We start from the raw sequence: 15,422 nt of genomic DNA, 5'->3' as shown, positions 1-15,422 counted from the left end.
TCTTCGGGACGCTGCGGGTGCGGGGTGGGCGGGGCGCGGGTGCGGGCCCGGGGGCCCGTGGTTCCGGGCCGGTAAGCGGCGACAGCGATGTCCCGCCGTGCCGCCGCGGGGCATTGGGCGTCGGCCTGTCGCTACCGTGCGTCCGCTGCCGTCACGCGAGGGCCGCGAGAGGTGTGCCCCGGAACCGCGCCCGCGACTCCGTCATTCCTGCTCTCCCTGCCCCGCCGTCGAGCCGGGTCAGGGCGCCGACGACGGTTCTTGCTCCCCACGCGCGGGCCTGTCACCCCGGTCGTTCCTCAGCGGGCGGCGGCCCGGCGCAGCAGCTCGGACGCGGCACCCCCGGTGCGCGGCGCCGGGAGCGGGGCGTCGGCCGTGGCGAAAGGCTCCGGCGCCGAGTCGACGCTGGGGCGGCGCCCTCCGCGACCCTCACCGAGGACCTGCCATCCGTCACGCGTCAGCGTGATGTACGCCCCGCAGCGCAACCCGTGCAACGTGCACGCGTCCCGCAGTCCCCACATCCACGCCCCGTCCTCCTCCGTCCAACGCGCGTCGCCGTCACGGCAGTAGAGCAGCACGGCGGTACGGACCGGGGTACGGCGGCGCAGGTCGTGCGGGATCACGCGGCGCAGCTGCGCGAGCAGCACGTTGCGGAACATCCACCCGTCGGCCGGTGCCGGCCGACGCGTGAACGAGGCGCTCGCACACAGCCGCTCGTCCGGGTCGAGAACGGCCACGATCACGGTCGCGGGCCCGGGGCGGTGCCGGGAGTGCAGCCCGCTGACGACCTCGCGCGGGTCACGCAGCAGGGGGATTCCCGCGGCGGCCCACTCGGCCGGTTCGAGCATCCTGGTCAGTGGATTGGCGGAAGCGGCGGACAGGTCGGCAGACGTCGACATGGATGCCGCCGAGGACGGAGCGAATCCGAAGGTCACGGTCCTCCCTTCGGCTACGCGCCCACACTTCGGGCGAGGGTCGGACTTGGGGGAGCGCGCACCGCAACAGGGCCCTACCGGACCACGGACGAGCCGTGCGGGGAGCGGAGTTCAATTCTTCCTGTCGAACTTGGTTGCGGCAACGAGCAATTGGGGCCACGGACTGTTTTGCGGCGAAAGGCCGTCTATATCCCTGCCCACTGTTCCCGTCGGCGACGCATGGGGTCACGCTTGCACGGCGAGGACCAGCGGCAACACCCCCTGTGCACCTGCTCGTCGAAGGAGTCGTGCGGCCACAGCGAGCGTCCAGCCGGTCTCCATGGCGTCGTCCACGAGCAACACCGGGCCGTCGGCTTCCTTGAGCACGGCTGCCAGCTCCGGCGGCACGGTCAGCGCACCGTCGAGCGCCTTCAGCCGCTGGGCACTGTTGCTTCGCGAAGCCTGTGAGATCTCACCCGTGTACTCGACGGTCCCGAGCAGGGGGAGTCGCCCGATCTCCGCGATCCGCGCGCCGAGCGACTGGATCAGCTGCGGACGTGAACGCGAGGCCATGGTGACGACACCGGCCGGGCGCGGCTGCGCGTCCGGCTGGCCCGAGGCCCAGCCGCCGGGACCCTTCGCCCAGTCGGCCAGCACACCCACCACGGCCTGGGCGACATCGTCGGGCACCGGACCATCCGGAGCCTGAGGCGCGAGCATCGGTCGCAGTCTGTTTCCCCAGCCGATGTCCGAGAGCCTGCCCAGCGCCCGCCCGGGAGAGAACTGCTCCCCGGCCGGAATGCGTCCCTTGAGGTCGACGCCGACCGCAGGAAGGCCGGTGGGCCACATCTTCCGGGGCTCGACCTCGACGCCCGCGCGCCCCAGCTCGCCGCGTGCCGCCTCCAGCGAGGTGCTGGAGACCGAGTCCGTGAACCGCGGCCCCGCGCAGTTGTCGCAGCGTCCGCAGGGTGCGGCGGCCTCGTCGTCCAGCTGCCGGCGCAGGAACTCCATCCGGCAGTCCGTCGTTGTCACGTAGTCGCGCATGGCCTGCTGCTCGGCGGCCCGCTGCTTCGCGACCCAGGCATAACGCTCCGCGTCGTACGTCCACGGGACTCCCGTGGAGATCCAGCCGCCCTGGACCCGCCGCACCGCCCCGTCCACGTCCAGCACCTTGAGCATCGTCTCCAGGCGGGAGCGGCGCAGCTCCACGAGCGGTTCGAGCGCGGGCAGCGACAGCGGCCTGCCGGCACCGGCGAGCGCGTCGAGGGTCCGGCGGACCTGCTCCTCCGGCGGGAAGGCGATCGACGCGAAGTACTGCCAGATCGCCTGGTCCTCCTTGCCCGGCAGGAGCAGCACTTCGGCATGCTCCACGCCTCGGCCCGCACGCCCCACCTGCTGGTAGTACGCGATCGGAGACGAGGGAGACCCGAGGTGCACCACGAAGCCGAGGTCGGGCTTGTCGAACCCCATGCCCAGCGCGGAGGTGGCGACCAGGGCCTTCACACGGTTGGCGAGCAGGTCCTCCTCGGCCTGCTGCCGGTCCGCGTTCTCCGTCTTGCCCGTGTACGACGTCACCGTGTGCCCGCACTGGCGAAGGAACGCGGTGACCTCCTCGGCGGCCGCCACGGTGAGGGTGTAGATGATCCCCGACCCGGGCAGGTCGCCGAGGTGCTCGGCCAGCCAGGCCATCCGGGTGGCCGCGTCCGGCAGCTGCAGCACTCCGAGACTGAGGCTCTCCCGGTCCAGCGGCCCGCGCAGGACGAGCGCGTCCGTGCCGCCGCCCGTGCCGAGCTGCTCCGCCACGTCGGCCGTGACGCGCGCGTTCGCGGTCGCCGTGGTGGCCAGCACCGGAACGCCGGACGGGAGGTCGGCGAGCATCGTCCGCAGCCTGCGGTAGTCGGGCCGGAAGTCGTGGCCCCAGTCGGAGATGCAGTGCGCCTCGTCCACCACGAGCAGACCGGTCGCGGCGGCCAGCTTGGGGAGCACCTGGTCGCGGAAGTCCGGATTGTTGAGCCGCTCCGGGCTGACCAGGAGCACGTCGACCTCGCCCGCGGCCACCTCGGCCTGGATGGTGTCCCACTCCTCCGGGTTGGACGAGTTGATCGTGCGGGCGCGGATGCCGGCTCGGGCGGCCGCCTCCACCTGGTTGCGCATGAGCGCGAGGAGCGGGGACACGATCACCGTGGGTCCGGCCCCCCGCTCCCGCAGCAAGGCCGTCGCGACGAAGTACACCGCGGACTTGCCCCAGCCGGTGCGCTGCACGACCAGGGCTCTGCGCTTGTCGGCGACCAGGGCCTCGATGGCACGCCACTGGTCCTCGCGCAGCCGGGCGTCGCCCGCCGGCGCACCGACCAGCCGGGCGAGTACGGCATCGGCCGCGGTGCGCAGGTCTTCGTCGGCCGTGAGGCGCTGGTCTTCGTTGCTCATGGCCCCATGCAACCCGATGGGTCGGACAAAGCGCGAACGAGCAGCTCGGACTGTGGACAAGTCCTGTCGTGCCCATGCTCATGGTTATCCACAGGCTCCAGCGAGTTTTCCGGTTTCGCGGGATGGTCACGGCATGACGAATCACAGCGAAACGACCGGCACCTCCGAAACGAGCGGCATCGCCGGCGAAGGTGACATCAGCGCGCGGGCACAGCAAGAGGACGCGCGATGTGGGGAGTACCCGCAGGCGCCCGTTCGTGCGGGCGAGCAGGAGACGGGGGAGGAGCCGACGAGGGAGCAGCCGACGGGGGTGCGGGCCGGCGGGGAGGAGTCCTTGGCGGCTCAGCGCTTGGGCCTGGGCAAAGCCGGTGATCCAGGGTTCGGCGAGCGCGGTGGAGGCGTGGGCGGCGAGGAGTCGGCCGGGCGCGTGAGCCCTGCCGAGCCGCTCACCTTCGTCGGGCACGGCACGGCTCCGGGTCTCTCCGGTCAGCAGCAGGTCACGCTCCGGACGCCCGCGGAGCTGGCCGACGCGCTGCCCTACCTCCTGGGCTACCGACCCGAGGACAGCATCGTGCTGGTGGCACTCCACGACCGGGAGCAGCGTGGCCGGTTCGGAGGGCGGGCGCGACTGGGAATCCCGGCTCAGACGGACGACTGGTCCTCGGCGGCGGGACAGCTGGCGCGGGGACTGGTGCTGGGGAGTGAGCGCAGGGGCGCCCGGCCGGAGACCATGGTCGCCTACCTCTGCCAGGAACCGCGGAGCGGCGAATCGGGACGGGACGTGATGGAACGCCTGCGCCCCTTGGCGCAGCTGCTCCGCACCGCCTGCGGCACCTTCGACGTCCCGGTGGTCGAGGCCCTGTGCATCTCGGACGGCCGCTTCTGGTCCTACTGCTGCCCGAGCGAGGACTGCTGTCCGCCGCACGGCGAACCGATGGGACTGCCGGGCACATCCGTCCTCGCTGCCGCCGCGACCTATGCCGGACTCCAAGTGCGCGGCAGTCTGCGCGAGTTCAGGGCCAGGCTCAGTCCATGGGAGACGGCAGCGGCCTTGGACCAGGAGGCCGCCCTGGACGCCGCGAGCATGTCCCTGGTCCCCCGGATCCTGGACGCCGGGAGCCGCACGGAGGTCGCGGAGGAGACCCTCGATCTGGCCCGCAAGGCCATGGGGCGTATCGCCGGCACCCGTCCGGTGGCCGGCTCGCTCGACTCGGACCGACGCGACGACGAACTCCTCGGGCACGACGAAGCCGCCGCCCTCATCCTCGGCCTCCAGGACCGTACGACACGCGACCGGGCGGCCGAGTGGATGGAAGGCGAGGAAGCGGGGCCGGCCCTGCGCCTCTGGCGCGCACTGGCCCGCCGCTGCGTCGGCCCGTACGCCGAGCACGCGGCCGCGCCCCTCACGCTCGCGGGTTGGGTCGCGTGGTCGTCCGGTGACGAGCTGGAGGCCCGTGAAGCCCTGGCCATGGCCATCGGGGTCGACCCCGACTACCTCTTCGCCCGCCTGCTTCACCAGGCCTGCAACGAGGGCCTGGACCCGGAGTCGGTCCGCCGGTGCCTGCGATCGGAGCGCGAAGGCCGCACGGCGGACTCCGGAGGCTCGGATCCAGCGGCCACCGGGAACCGCTCGGACGGCTCGGCCCCGTCCGGCGCGCCTGAGCTGTCGTCGTGCGTCGGGCGGCCCGGTGAGGCCGCGCAGCCGTCGCCGCCCTCGCGTCGGCGGCGTCGCCGGGTGCGTACATCGGAGGGCAGCATGCATCCGAGTCGTCGGGCATCCCGTATCGCCGCCGCTCGACGTCGCCGTCCCGCCGAGAGCCCCGCGTCCGAAGGCGGCGGGGCTCTCGGCCTCGCGTCCGAAGGCGGCGGCGCGTCCCTCGCGAGCGACGTCCCGAGGATCCATCCCCAGCTCCGGCGCCGGGTGACCGGCCATGGAACCGGCGAGGACAGGTGAGGACTGAGCCTTGGACGGGACTGCGCGGCGTCTCGGCCCGCGTCCTGGGTTGGCTCCGCCACGGGTTGAAGCGCCGCTCCGGCCCTGCCTCGCCACCCGCCCCGGGCCGCCGCCATCCGGTCGGCTTCTCCCTCCGGGGGCGTGACCCGCGGGACGGCCGCCCCGTTCACCTGAGTGGCGGATCTCGTGGCCGTGCCGCGCCGCCGCACAGTCCACGGTCATCCGGAGCCCGCCACCTGGCACCGAGCGTGCCCCAGGCGTACCGAGCGCAGGAGAAGCCGCCCCATGCCGCTGTCCACCCCGTCCTCCACCCCCGACGGCGACCGTCCGTCCCCTCACTCACCCACCCGTCCCTCCACACGCGCGGGTGTCCCACCGCCCACGTTCGAGGACACGGGCAGGTCGGCGACGCAGCGAGACACCGGAGCCGACTTGTCGACTCGGCAGCCGGGAGTGACGGACCCGTCGACGCGGCCTCCCGGCACGGTCGGCATGGTCGCTTCGAGAGCGTCCCTGCCCCTGCCCACACCGCGCAGGGCCCCGGAGCTGCCGCCCGCCCACGCCGCGCTGGTCTGCGTCTCGCTTCCGGGGTTGGCCATCTCCACGGATCAGGGACAGTTGACGGGCCAGGGGCTGGACGGGTTCTACCGGGCGGGCCGGCGTCTGCTCTCCCGCTGCCAGGTCCGGGTGGCCGGTCGGGAACCACTCGCCGTACAGGCCCGGATGACCGCCGCCGACCGAGCCCGGTTCGTGGGGACGCTGCGGGCGTCTCCCGACGGTGGTCCGGACCCCGACGTGATCGTGGAGCGCACCAGGAGCGCCGACGGCACGGAGCGGATCACCTTGCACAGCTCGGCCCGCCGCCCTTTGCGCCTGCCGGTGGAGGTGGCCCTGGGGACGGATCTCGCGGAGCTCGGCGCGATCGCCTCCGGCGGGGCGGGACCGGAACTGCCCGCGAGCGTCCACGCCTCCGGCCTGCGCTGGTCGGCGGCAGGCGGCCGCTCGGCGACGGTCACGGCCGAGCCGCAGCCCACCGACGCGCTGGCGTCCGCGGGGTTGCTGCGCTGGGAGGTGGAGCTTCCGCCCGGCGGCACACTGACCATGGAGCTGCGAGTACGGATGGACGGTGCGGGACCCGGCGGAGCGGTTGGCCGGGGTGCGCCGAGCCCGCTGGCCAGGGCCGGGGCCACCGGCGACGACGCCCGGGCCCAGGCACTGCTCGACACCTGCGTCGAGGACCTCGAAGCACTGTTGCTGCGCGACCCGGGGCACCCCTCCGACGTCTTCCTCGCCGGCGGAGCCCCCTGGCGCTGCGGCATGGCTCCCGCGGAGGCCCTCGTCTCGGCACGCATGACGCTGCCGCTCGGCACCCGGCTCGCCGCGGGCACCCTGAGGTCCCTCGCGCGCACTCAACTCGGCGGTCCTGGGCCCCAGTCCGGCATGATCCCGGGACCGCGCAGGGACGCCGGCCCGCATCTGCCACCGGGCTGCACGTCCACCGAGGCCACACTCCTGTTCCCCGTGCTTCTGGCGGAAGCCCGGCGATGGGGTCTTCCGGACCAGCAGACCGAGGAACTGCTGCCCGCGGCCGAGGGCTGCCTTCAGTGGTTGCGGACCACCGTCGGCGACGGCACCTATCTGCCCGACCCCCACCCCGGCGGACCACTGCGCTGCGAGACACAGGCATATGCCCACCGTGCGGCCCTCCTCGGCGCCGATCTGCTCGATGCCTACGACAGGCCGGGTGGCGCGGGGCTGCGGCAGTGGGCCCAGAGCATGCGCCGCGCGTTCCGCACCGACTTCTGGCTGGAGGACCGGGGAGGCGGCAGGCCGGCGGCGGCCCGTGCGCCGGACGGGCGCCTCGTGCCCCACCTGGGGGCGGGCGCCGCGCACCTCCTCGACACCGGTCTGCTCGGCGCCGGGACCTCCGCCGCGGGGCTGCTCGACAAAATGCAGACCGAGCAGCTCGCCCGGTTGCTCGGCGGTCCGGCCATGGACTCGGGCTGGGGGCTGCGCAGCCTCGGGGCGAAGGAAGCCGCGTACAACCCGTTCGGGCATCGAGGCGGCGCCGTGCGTATGCAGGAGACCGCCGTCGCGGTCGCGGGGCTGGCCGCGGCCGGGTACGAGAGGGAGGCAGGCTCGCTGCTGCGGGGCGTGCTGGCGGCCGCCGAGACCTTCGGCCACCGGCTGCCCGAGATGTACGCGGGGGAGCAGCGCAGGGAAGACGGTGCCCCGTTGCCGCACCCCGCAGCCTGCCGTCCGGCGGCCACCGCCGCTGCCGCCGGGGTGCTCCTGCTCACTTCGCTTGCCGGGATCCGGCCCGACGCCCCGGCCGGGACGGTGACGCTTCGTCCCATGAGCAGCGCGCCCCTCGGGGAGATCGGGCTCACGGGACTGCGTGTGGCGGGCGCGCCCTTCTCCGTACGCGTCAGCCGGCTCGGCGTCGCCATGGTCGAGGAAGCGGCAGAGGGGCTGCAGTTGGGGGCATGAGCTGGCGCGACGTGACGCGGGAGGGCGGCTGCGGGGGCCTCTGGAACACGTGTCGCAGCGCAGTGGATCAGCCATGGATGCGACCGACGAAGGGAGTGTTTATCGTCAGGCAGACGACTATGATCGCGGCATGCCCTACGACCCGTCGGCTTACCCGCCCTTCGCCGTGACCGTGGACCTGGTCGTGCTGACCGTACGACGCCATGCCCTGTGCGCGTTGGCGGTAAGGAGGGGCGAGCAGCCGTTCCAGGGGCGGTGGGCGCTGCCGGGCGGCTTCGTGCGGTCCGACGAGGACCTCGCACAGGCGGCGGCCCGTGAACTGGTCGAGGAGACCGGGCTGTGCGCGCACGACCCCTCGGCTCCGGCGCAGGACAACGGCGCACACCTGGAGCAGCTCGCGACCTACGGCGACCCCAAGCGCGACCCGCGGATGCGCGTGGTCAGCGTCGCTCATCTCGCGCTGGCCCCCGACCTGCCTGCGCCCCGGGCGGGCGGTGACGCCAACAGCGCCCGCTGGGCGCCGGTCGAGGAGCTGCTGCAGCAGGGCGGTTACGGCCGGGACGGCGAGCAGGCGGCCCCGCTCGCCTTCGACCACGCCCAGATCCTCTCGGACGGGGTGGAGCGCGCCCGGTCCAAGATCGAGTATTCGTCACTGGCCACCGCTTTCTGCCCGACCGAGTTCACCGTCGGTGAGCTGCGCCGGGTGTACGAGGCCGTGTGGGGTGTGGCGCTGGACCCGCGCAACTTCCACCGCAAGGTGACGGGCACGCCGGGCTTCCTCGTGCCCACCGGCGGTACGACCACCCGGCAGGGCGGCCGCCCCGCGCAGCTCTTCCGCGCGGGTGGCGCCACGCTGCTCAACCCGCCGATGCTGCGCCCCGAGGTGTGACCTGACCTGGTCGTCGGGTAGCGGCGACGGGTGAAGGCGTAGGTGGGCAGGTCGACGCGGCGGCGGGAGCGGCGGCCTCGGCTGGTCACGACGACTTCGGCCGCGCGCGATGAGCGGCCCGGGACCGGCGGCCGCAGCCGCCCCCGGCAGGCGCGGCCGGAGATGGACGAAGTCGGCTCGTAGCGCGCCCCGGGGCCTGACCTGGTCGTCGGGCGAGAGCGGCGGCCCCCGGGGCGCGTCGGCTTCCGCGCGTGAGACGAGAAGGTCCGGGACCGCTGGCCGCAGCCGACCCCCGCAGACGCGGCCGGAGACGGGCGAAGTCGGCTCCTAGCGCGCCCCGAGGTGCCCGGAAAACGGGAAATGTACCGCTATCTTGCTCAGGGTGATCCAGGCCATCGGACTGACCAGCAACCCTCGCAAGGAGCTACCCCCCGCCCTCGACGACGTCTCCTTCGAGGCACACGCGGGCCGTGTGACGGCGCTCCTCGGAGCACCGGGCGCAGGCAAGACGACGGCCCTGAGACTCATGCTCGAACTCCAACAGGGCCGCGGAATCGCCTACTTCAGAGGTCGGCCGCTGCACCGCATCGCCCATCCGTCGCGTGAAGTGGGCGTTCTCCTCGGCGATGTGCCCGGTCACCCGTCCCGCAGCGTGCGGGGGCATCTGCGCATGCTGTGCGCGGCGGCCGGCGTGCCCATGCGCCGGGCCGACGAAGTCCTCGAAGTCGTGGGCCTCGTCAGCCTGCGTGACGAGCGCCTGGGCACTCTCTCGCGGGGAATGGACCGACGTCTCGGCCTCGCGTGCGCACTGCTGGCCGACCCGCACACGCTCGTCCTCGACGGCCCCGCAGCGGGCCTCGCCACGCGCGAGGCCCGCTGGCTGCACGAGAACCTGCGGGCGCACGCCGCACAGGGCGGCACTGTGCTGTTCACCACCGACGACCCCAAGGAGGCCGCCGGGGCGGCCGACCGGGTCGTCACGCTGGCCGAGGGGAAGCTCCTCGCCGACCAGGACGTCGCCGACTTCGCCCGCACGCGGCTGCGCCCCCGGGTCGCCGTCCGCAGCCCGCACGCAGCCCGGCTCGGCGTCCTGCTCGCCAAGGAGGCCCGGGCGACCCAGCGCTCCGTGGAGGTCGTCCACGAGGACGGCAACCGCCTCTCGGTGTACGGCAGCGCGTGTGCCGACGTCGGCGAGACCGCCTTCCGGCACGGCATCCTCGTCCACCAACTCGCCGACGAGATCGGCGACATGGGGCCCAGTGCCGAACCGGCCGACGAGGGGCGCGGGAGCGGTGAGTCACGGCCCGTCGAGGTGCTGGACGCGGACGACGGCGCCTCGTCGCCCCTGCCACCGCCCATCAGCGTCCGCCAGGCACCGAGCCCACTGCGACCACTGCGCTATGAACTGCGCCGCGCCGCCGGAGTCGGCACCGGATACCTCACCGCGGCCGCCGTACTGGTCACCTCCGCGCTCGTCTCCGTCCTGCTGGCCCGGATCGGGCACACACCGCAGGCGCGCCTGCTCGCTGCGTGGCCGAGGGAGTTCCCGTTGCCGCCCGCGGCGCTCGGCGCGGGACTGCTCGGCGCGATCGCCTTCGGCGAGGAGTTCCGGCATCCCGCTCTGGCCGCCGACCGCGGAACCGTGCCCCGGCGCATGAGCCTGCTCGTCGCCAAACTCCTCGTCAGCGGTGCCACGGCGCTGGCCCTCGCCTTCCTCACGGTCGCCTGCGACTTCGAGGCGCTCTACCTCCTGTACGGCCAAGAACTTGCCGGAGTCCCCTCCGACTGGCCTGCCTTGGCCGTCAGTTGGGCCGGGGTCGTCGTGGGATGCGCCTGGGCCGGTGTGCTGGCCGCCGGTGTCCTCCGGTCCACGACGGCGGGCCTCGCCGCCGTGCTCACGGTTCCGATCCTCGTCGTACCACTCGTACAGAAGGCCGTGGAGGGTCCGTCTGTGCGGTCCACGGCCGGTTTCTCCGTGCGGTTGCGTGAGCACTTGTTGTCGCAGTGGCCGTTCGGCGGAGAGCGTGTTCTGGCGGCCGGGGCGAAGGCGGTGGCCCAACCCGTCGGCGGCGCCCTCACGTTGTCGCTGGCCGCTCTGCTCTGCGCATATCTGCTCACGACCCTGCGCGGCAGGGTCCGATGACGACCATCGGCACCCTTCCCTTCCGGCGCTGCACACAACTCCCCGGGGAACGCTCATTTCTTTCCGATAAGGCGTCAATTGCGACGGGGTGAGCGATCACCCTTTCGTGTGCTTTTCACCAAAGACCTCAAGGGAGTTGAACGGGGCGCCGACAAAAGATCCGTGAGTACCCTTGCGCACACCATGATGACCGCCGCCCGCTCCGCAGACTCCGGCCTGGCCGGCCCGGGCGAACTCGACCGCTACCCCTACGCCGAAGCCCCCGGTGTCGACCGCGTAGGCATTCCCGCCTGGGAGCACTCGGAGCCGGAGCTCGGCCGCGTGGGCCGGCGCGCCGCCGGCAGTCGCGGCCGCGGACTGCACGGCCAACTCGTTCAGCAGCTGGGCCAGATGATCGTCTCCGGCGACCTGGGCGCGGACCGCCCGCTCGTTCCCGAGGAGATCGGCCAGCGATTCGAGGTCTCCCGCACCGTCGTCCGCGAGTCGCTCCGCGTCCTGGAGGCGAAGGGCCTCGTGAGCGCGCGGCCGAACGTGGGCACGCGCGTGCGCCCGGTCAGCGACTGGAATCTCCTCGACCCGGACATCATCGAATGGCGGGCCTTCGGGCCGCAGCGCGACGACCAGCGCCGCGAGCTCAGTGAGCTGCGCTGGACGATCGAGCCGCTTGCCGCGCGCCTGGCCGCGGGACACGGGCGCGAGGAGGTGCAGCAGCGCCTCGGCGACATGATCGAGATCATGGGCCACGCCATGGCGCAGGGTGACGCCCTCACCTTCTCCCGCGCCGACGCGGAGTTCCACTCCCTCCTGATCCAGGTCGCCGGCAACCGCATGCTGGAGCACCTCTCGGGCATCGTCTCGGCCGCGCTCCAGGTCGCAGGGAACCCGGTCACCGGCTGCGACCGGCCCACCGAGGCCTCGCTGTCGTACCACGCGCGGATCGTCGACGCCCTCGCCGCGAGCGACGGAGCGGCGGCCGAGGCCGCCATGCGCCAATTGCTCACCGTCCACCCCGAGGTGGAGCGTGTGGTGCCCGCGCCGCGCGAGCACTGACGCGCACCAGGCGTGGCGCGGCCGAAGGCGGGTGTCCACGACAGGCATCGCACGGCCGGCGCCCCAGTTCGCGCCGGACCCCGTCGGATCCCCAGGGATCGACGGGGTCCGGTGGCGCGAGGGGCCGAGAAGCCCGCAGAATGACCACCTCTGACATTATTCGGCCGCTTTTGTGCGCTTACGGGGTGTGACTCGGGCCACGCAGATTGGGCGTAACGCTCCTCGGAACCACGCGATGACCTAAGAGGTGACAGCCGAGGAAGGAATACGGACGCCGTTCATGGCGCTGTGCATCTTCCCGGCCCCCCGCCCGCGCCGTCGGCCCATCCCCAAGTCGGCGGTCGTCGGCTCCTGTCCGTACCGGACGGGGCCGGAAGCCGTTTTCCAACGTTCCGAGAGGTTGTTCGTGTCGGCCAGCACATCCCGTACGCTCCCGCCGGAGATCGCCGAGTCCGTCTCTGTCATGGCGCTCATCGAGCGGGGAAAGGCTGAGGGGCAGATCGCCGGCGATGACGTGCGTCGGGCCTTCGAAGCTGACCAGATTCCGGCCACTCAGTGGAAGAACGTACTGCGCAGCCTCAACCAGATCCTCGAGGAAGAGGGTGTGACGCTGATGGTCAGTGCCGCGGAGCCCAAGCGCACCCGAAAGAGCGTCGCAGCGAAGAGTCCGGCCAAGCGCACCGCGACCAAGACCGTCGCGGCGAAGACGGTGACGGCCAAGAAGGCCACCGCCACCACTGCCCCGGCGGCCCCCACCGCGGACGAGCCGGCTGAGGACGCGTCCGTCAAGCAGGCTGCCGCCAAGAAGACGACCGCCAAGAAGGCCGTCGCGAAGAAGACCGTCGCCAAGAAGGCGACGGCCAAGAAGACCACGTCCAAGAAGGACGACGCCGAGCTGGTCGACGACGAGGCGGTCGAGGAGACCGCCGGTGCCGTCAAGGCCGGCGAGGAGGAAGAGGAAGGGACCGAGAACAAGGGTTTCGTCCTCTCCGACGACGACGAGGACGACGCACCGGCCCAGCAGGTCGCCGTCGCCGGTGCCACCGCCGACCCCGTCAAGGACTACCTCAAGCAGATCGGCAAGGTCCCGCTGCTCAACGCCGAGCAGGAGGTCGAACTCGCCAAGCGCATCGAGGCCGGTCTGTTCGCCGAGGACAAGCTGGCGAACGCCGACAAGCTCGCCCCCAAGCTCAAGCGCGAGCTGGAGATCATCGCCGAGGACGGGCGCCGCGCCAAGAACCACCTGCTGGAGGCCAACCTCCGTCTGGTGGTCTCCCTGGCCAAGCGTTACACCGGCCGCGGCATGCTCTTCCTGGACCTGATCCAGGAGGGCAACCTCGGTCTGATCCGCGCGGTCGAGAAGTTCGACTACACCAAGGGCTACAAGTTCTCCACGTACGCCACTTGGTGGATCCGTCAGGCGATCACCCGAGCGATGGCCGACCAGGCCCGCACCATCCGTATCCCGGTGCACATGGTCGAGGTCATCAACAAGCTCGCGCGCGTCCAGCGCCAGATGCTCCAGGACCTGGGCCGCGAGCCCACCCCGGAGGAGCTGGCCAAGGAACTCGACATGACCCCCGAGAAGGTCATCGAGGTCCAGAAGTACGGTCGCGAGCCCATCTCGCTGCACACCCCGCTCGGCGAGGACGGCGACAGCGAGTTCGGTGACCTCATCGAGGACTCCGAGGCCGTCGTCCCGGCCGACGCGGTCAGCTTCACCCTGCTGCAGGAGCAGCTGCACTCCGTCCTGGACACCCTCTCGGAGCGCGAGGCGGGCGTCGTCTCGATGCGCTTCGGTCTCACCGACGGTCAGCCGAAGACCCTCGACGAGATCGGCAAGGTCTACGGCGTGACCCGCGAGCGGATCCGCCAGATCGAGTCCAAGACCATGTCGAAGCTGCGCCACCCGTCGCGTTCGCAGGTCCTGCGCGACTACCTGGACTAGGCCTCGGCCGTACGTCTCCCAGGGCCCGGCTCCTCACGGAGCCGGGCCCTCGACGTGTCCGGGCGTGCCTCCTCCGGTCATCCGGGCGGGTTCCTGTCCACGCGTATGTGCGAGTGTCCTCCGTGCGTGTGCGCGGGGTGCGGGTCCGTCCCCGCTGGATCACTCTGGGTCTTCCACGACCACCCCTGAGTGAGGAGAGCGCATGCGCCGTCCCTTCGCCCGAGTCCTGGCCCTGGCGGCCACGGCGGCCGTGATACCGCTGGCGTCACCCGCCCACGCGGCCCCCGACAACGTCGTCATCGGCGGCTATCCGGTCGAGATCTCCCAGAGCCCCTGGACGGTGGCGCTGGCCAGCCGTGACCGGTTCGGAGGTACGCGGGCGGGGCAGTTCTGCGGGGGCGTGGTGATCGGCCGGTCCACCGTGCTGACCGCGGCCCACTGCCTGAGCGAGGACGTGCTCGGGGCGCCGCCGCAGCAGGTCCGGGACCTGAGGGTCATCGCGGGCCGGGGGAACCTGACCTCGGACGCCGGCAAGGAGATCCAGGTCCGCGACACCTGGGTGAACCCCGACTACGACCATCGCACCAAGGCCGGTGACTTCGGGACGCTCACTCTCGCCAGCCCCCTGCCCGAGAGCTACGTCATCCCCACCGCGCCGAAGGGCGATCCCGCGTACGCCCCCGGGACGGTCGCCGAGGTCTACGGCTGGGGCGACACCACGGGCGCCGGCGACTACGCGGGCGGTCTGCGGGCGGCTCGGGTGAAGGTGCTGCCCGACGCGGCCTGCGAGGAGGCCTACCCGGGCAGCTCGGACGGGACGTACCGGGCGGCCTCCATGTTGTGCGCCGGAGAGGTCAGGGGCGGACGGGACGCCTGTCAGGGGGACAGCGGCGGTCCGCTGGTCGCCCAGGGACGGCTGATCGGGCTGGTGTCCTGGGGGAGCGGCTGCGGGCGTGCGGGGAGCCCCGGCGTGTACACGCGGGTGTCGGACGCCGTACGGCGGCTCGGAGGGCGCTGAGGCCCCGGCTGGGTGTGCTGACGGGCTCGGCGGGCTTGCGACCCGGCGAGCTCGGCGCTCAGCGGGCTCATGCTTCAGCGGCCCTGTGGTTCACCGGACTCGTGGCCAGGCGCGCTCGGCATGCTCATCGTTGCCGGTCGCTGCTGAGCCGGTCCAGTGGCCTGGGGGTCGCTTAGGCCGTGGCGGTCCGGCTGCTTGGGGGTGGCTGGGGTGCCGAGCCCGTCTGTGGGCTCGACGGCTGGGGGGGGGAACGAGGTGCGTCGCGGTACGAGTACGGGCGGCCACTCCCCGTTTCGAGGGGGTGGTCGCCCGTGGACCGGCCTGATGCCGGCTCTCGCTCGTCGGCGACGCGAAAGTCAGCGATCTTCGTCGCTGACTGTCGGAACGGACGTCAGCCGCTCCGTCTCGTCCTGTATCTCAGCGGCGATCTTCTTGAGTTCCGGCTCGAACTTGCGACCGTGGTGGGCGCAGAAGAGCAGTTCTCCGCCGCTCAGGAGGACGACGCGCAGATATGCCTGGGCGCCGCAACGGTCGCAGCGGTCAGCGGCCGTCAGCGGGCTCGCGGGGGTCAGAACAGTAGTCACGTCGCCTC

Annotated in this window: 10 protein-coding genes; 7 read left to right on the top strand and 3 right to left on the bottom strand. The window is 72.4% G+C overall.

Annotated elements, in window-relative coordinates; genetic code table 11:
- Positions 1–296: 296 nt before the first annotated feature.
- Both ACFYQQ_RS04295 and ACFYQQ_RS04290 read right to left on the bottom strand, forming a co-directional pair.
- A complete protein-coding gene (locus ACFYQQ_RS04295) occupies positions 297–932 on the bottom strand; it encodes a hypothetical protein (protein ID WP_355783463.1) in 636 nt (211 codons plus the stop codon).
- A gap of 225 nt (positions 933–1,157) precedes the next feature.
- On the bottom strand, positions 1,158–3,338 hold the full coding sequence (locus ACFYQQ_RS04290) for a RecQ family ATP-dependent DNA helicase (protein WP_355783460.1): 2,181 nt from the start codon (positions 3,336–3,338) through the stop codon (positions 1,158–1,160).
- 133 nt (positions 3,339–3,471) lie between these two features.
- On the opposite strand from ACFYQQ_RS04290, the gene ACFYQQ_RS04285 reads away from it, so the two are divergent.
- From ACFYQQ_RS04285 to ACFYQQ_RS04255, 7 genes are all read left to right on the top strand, one after another.
- Positions 3,472–5,292: a DUF4192 domain-containing protein gene (locus tag ACFYQQ_RS04285; protein WP_388903324.1), complete on the top strand. Its 1,821-nt coding sequence runs from the start codon at positions 3,472–3,474 to the stop codon at positions 5,290–5,292.
- Between the two features lie 492 nt (positions 5,293–5,784).
- Positions 5,785–7,782, top strand: a complete 1,998-nt coding sequence (locus ACFYQQ_RS04280) for a glycogen debranching N-terminal domain-containing protein (protein WP_356172373.1) — start codon at positions 5,785–5,787, stop codon at positions 7,780–7,782.
- A gap of 130 nt (positions 7,783–7,912) precedes the next feature.
- Positions 7,913–8,671: an NUDIX hydrolase gene (locus tag ACFYQQ_RS04275; protein ID WP_355794163.1), complete on the top strand. Its 759-nt coding sequence runs from the start codon at positions 7,913–7,915 to the stop codon at positions 8,669–8,671.
- 382 nt (positions 8,672–9,053) lie between these two features.
- A complete protein-coding gene (locus tag ACFYQQ_RS04270) occupies positions 9,054–10,814 on the top strand; it encodes an ATP-binding cassette domain-containing protein (RefSeq protein ID WP_388903321.1) in 1,761 nt (586 codons plus the stop codon).
- 162 nt (positions 10,815–10,976) lie between these two features.
- Complete coding sequence (locus ACFYQQ_RS04265; RefSeq protein ID WP_355787277.1) at positions 10,977–11,864, top strand: FCD domain-containing protein; 888 nt, start codon at positions 10,977–10,979, stop codon at positions 11,862–11,864.
- Positions 11,865–12,270: 406 nt separating this feature from the next.
- Positions 12,271–13,812 (top strand): RNA polymerase sigma factor, encoded by a 1,542-nt coding sequence (locus tag ACFYQQ_RS04260; protein WP_355787280.1) that lies wholly within the window; start codon positions 12,271–12,273, stop codon positions 13,810–13,812.
- Positions 13,813–14,014: 202 nt separating this feature from the next.
- Positions 14,015–14,830 carry a serine protease gene (locus ACFYQQ_RS04255; protein WP_355790983.1) on the top strand — a complete coding sequence of 272 codons (816 nt, stop codon included), beginning with the start codon at positions 14,015–14,017 and terminating at the stop codon, positions 14,828–14,830.
- A 356-nt stretch (positions 14,831–15,186) separates the two neighbouring features.
- Here the strand turns inward: ACFYQQ_RS04255 and ACFYQQ_RS04250 are convergent, their stop codons facing one another.
- Entirely contained in the window at positions 15,187–15,414 is a 228-nt protein-coding gene (locus tag ACFYQQ_RS04250; protein WP_355790980.1) for a hypothetical protein, read from the bottom strand.
- Between the last annotated feature and the right edge of the window lie 8 nt (positions 15,415–15,422).

This window comes from Streptomyces sp. NPDC005496 (assembly GCF_042872045.1).
In the GTDB taxonomy this organism is placed as follows: domain Bacteria; phylum Actinomycetota; class Actinomycetes; order Streptomycetales; family Streptomycetaceae; genus Streptomyces.
This window is presented reverse-complemented; position numbering and strand designations above follow the sequence as displayed.

Bases quoted from the DNA above. Each gene is read 5' to 3' on its own strand.
- ACFYQQ_RS04280 (WP_356172373.1), top strand. From the start codon at position 5,785: ATGGTCGCTTCGAGAGCGTCCCTGCCCCTGCCCACACCGCGCAGGGCC.
- ACFYQQ_RS04255 (WP_355790983.1), top strand. From the start codon at position 14,015: ATGCGCCGTCCCTTCGCCCGAGTCCTGGCCCTGGCGGCCACGGCGGCC.
- ACFYQQ_RS04275 (WP_355794163.1), top strand. From the start codon at position 7,913: ATGCCCTACGACCCGTCGGCTTACCCGCCCTTCGCCGTGACCGTGGAC.
- ACFYQQ_RS04285 (WP_388903324.1), top strand. From the start codon at position 3,472: ATGACGAATCACAGCGAAACGACCGGCACCTCCGAAACGAGCGGCATC.
- ACFYQQ_RS04290 (WP_355783460.1), bottom strand. From the start codon at position 3,338: ATGAGCAACGAAGACCAGCGCCTCACGGCCGACGAAGACCTGCGCACC.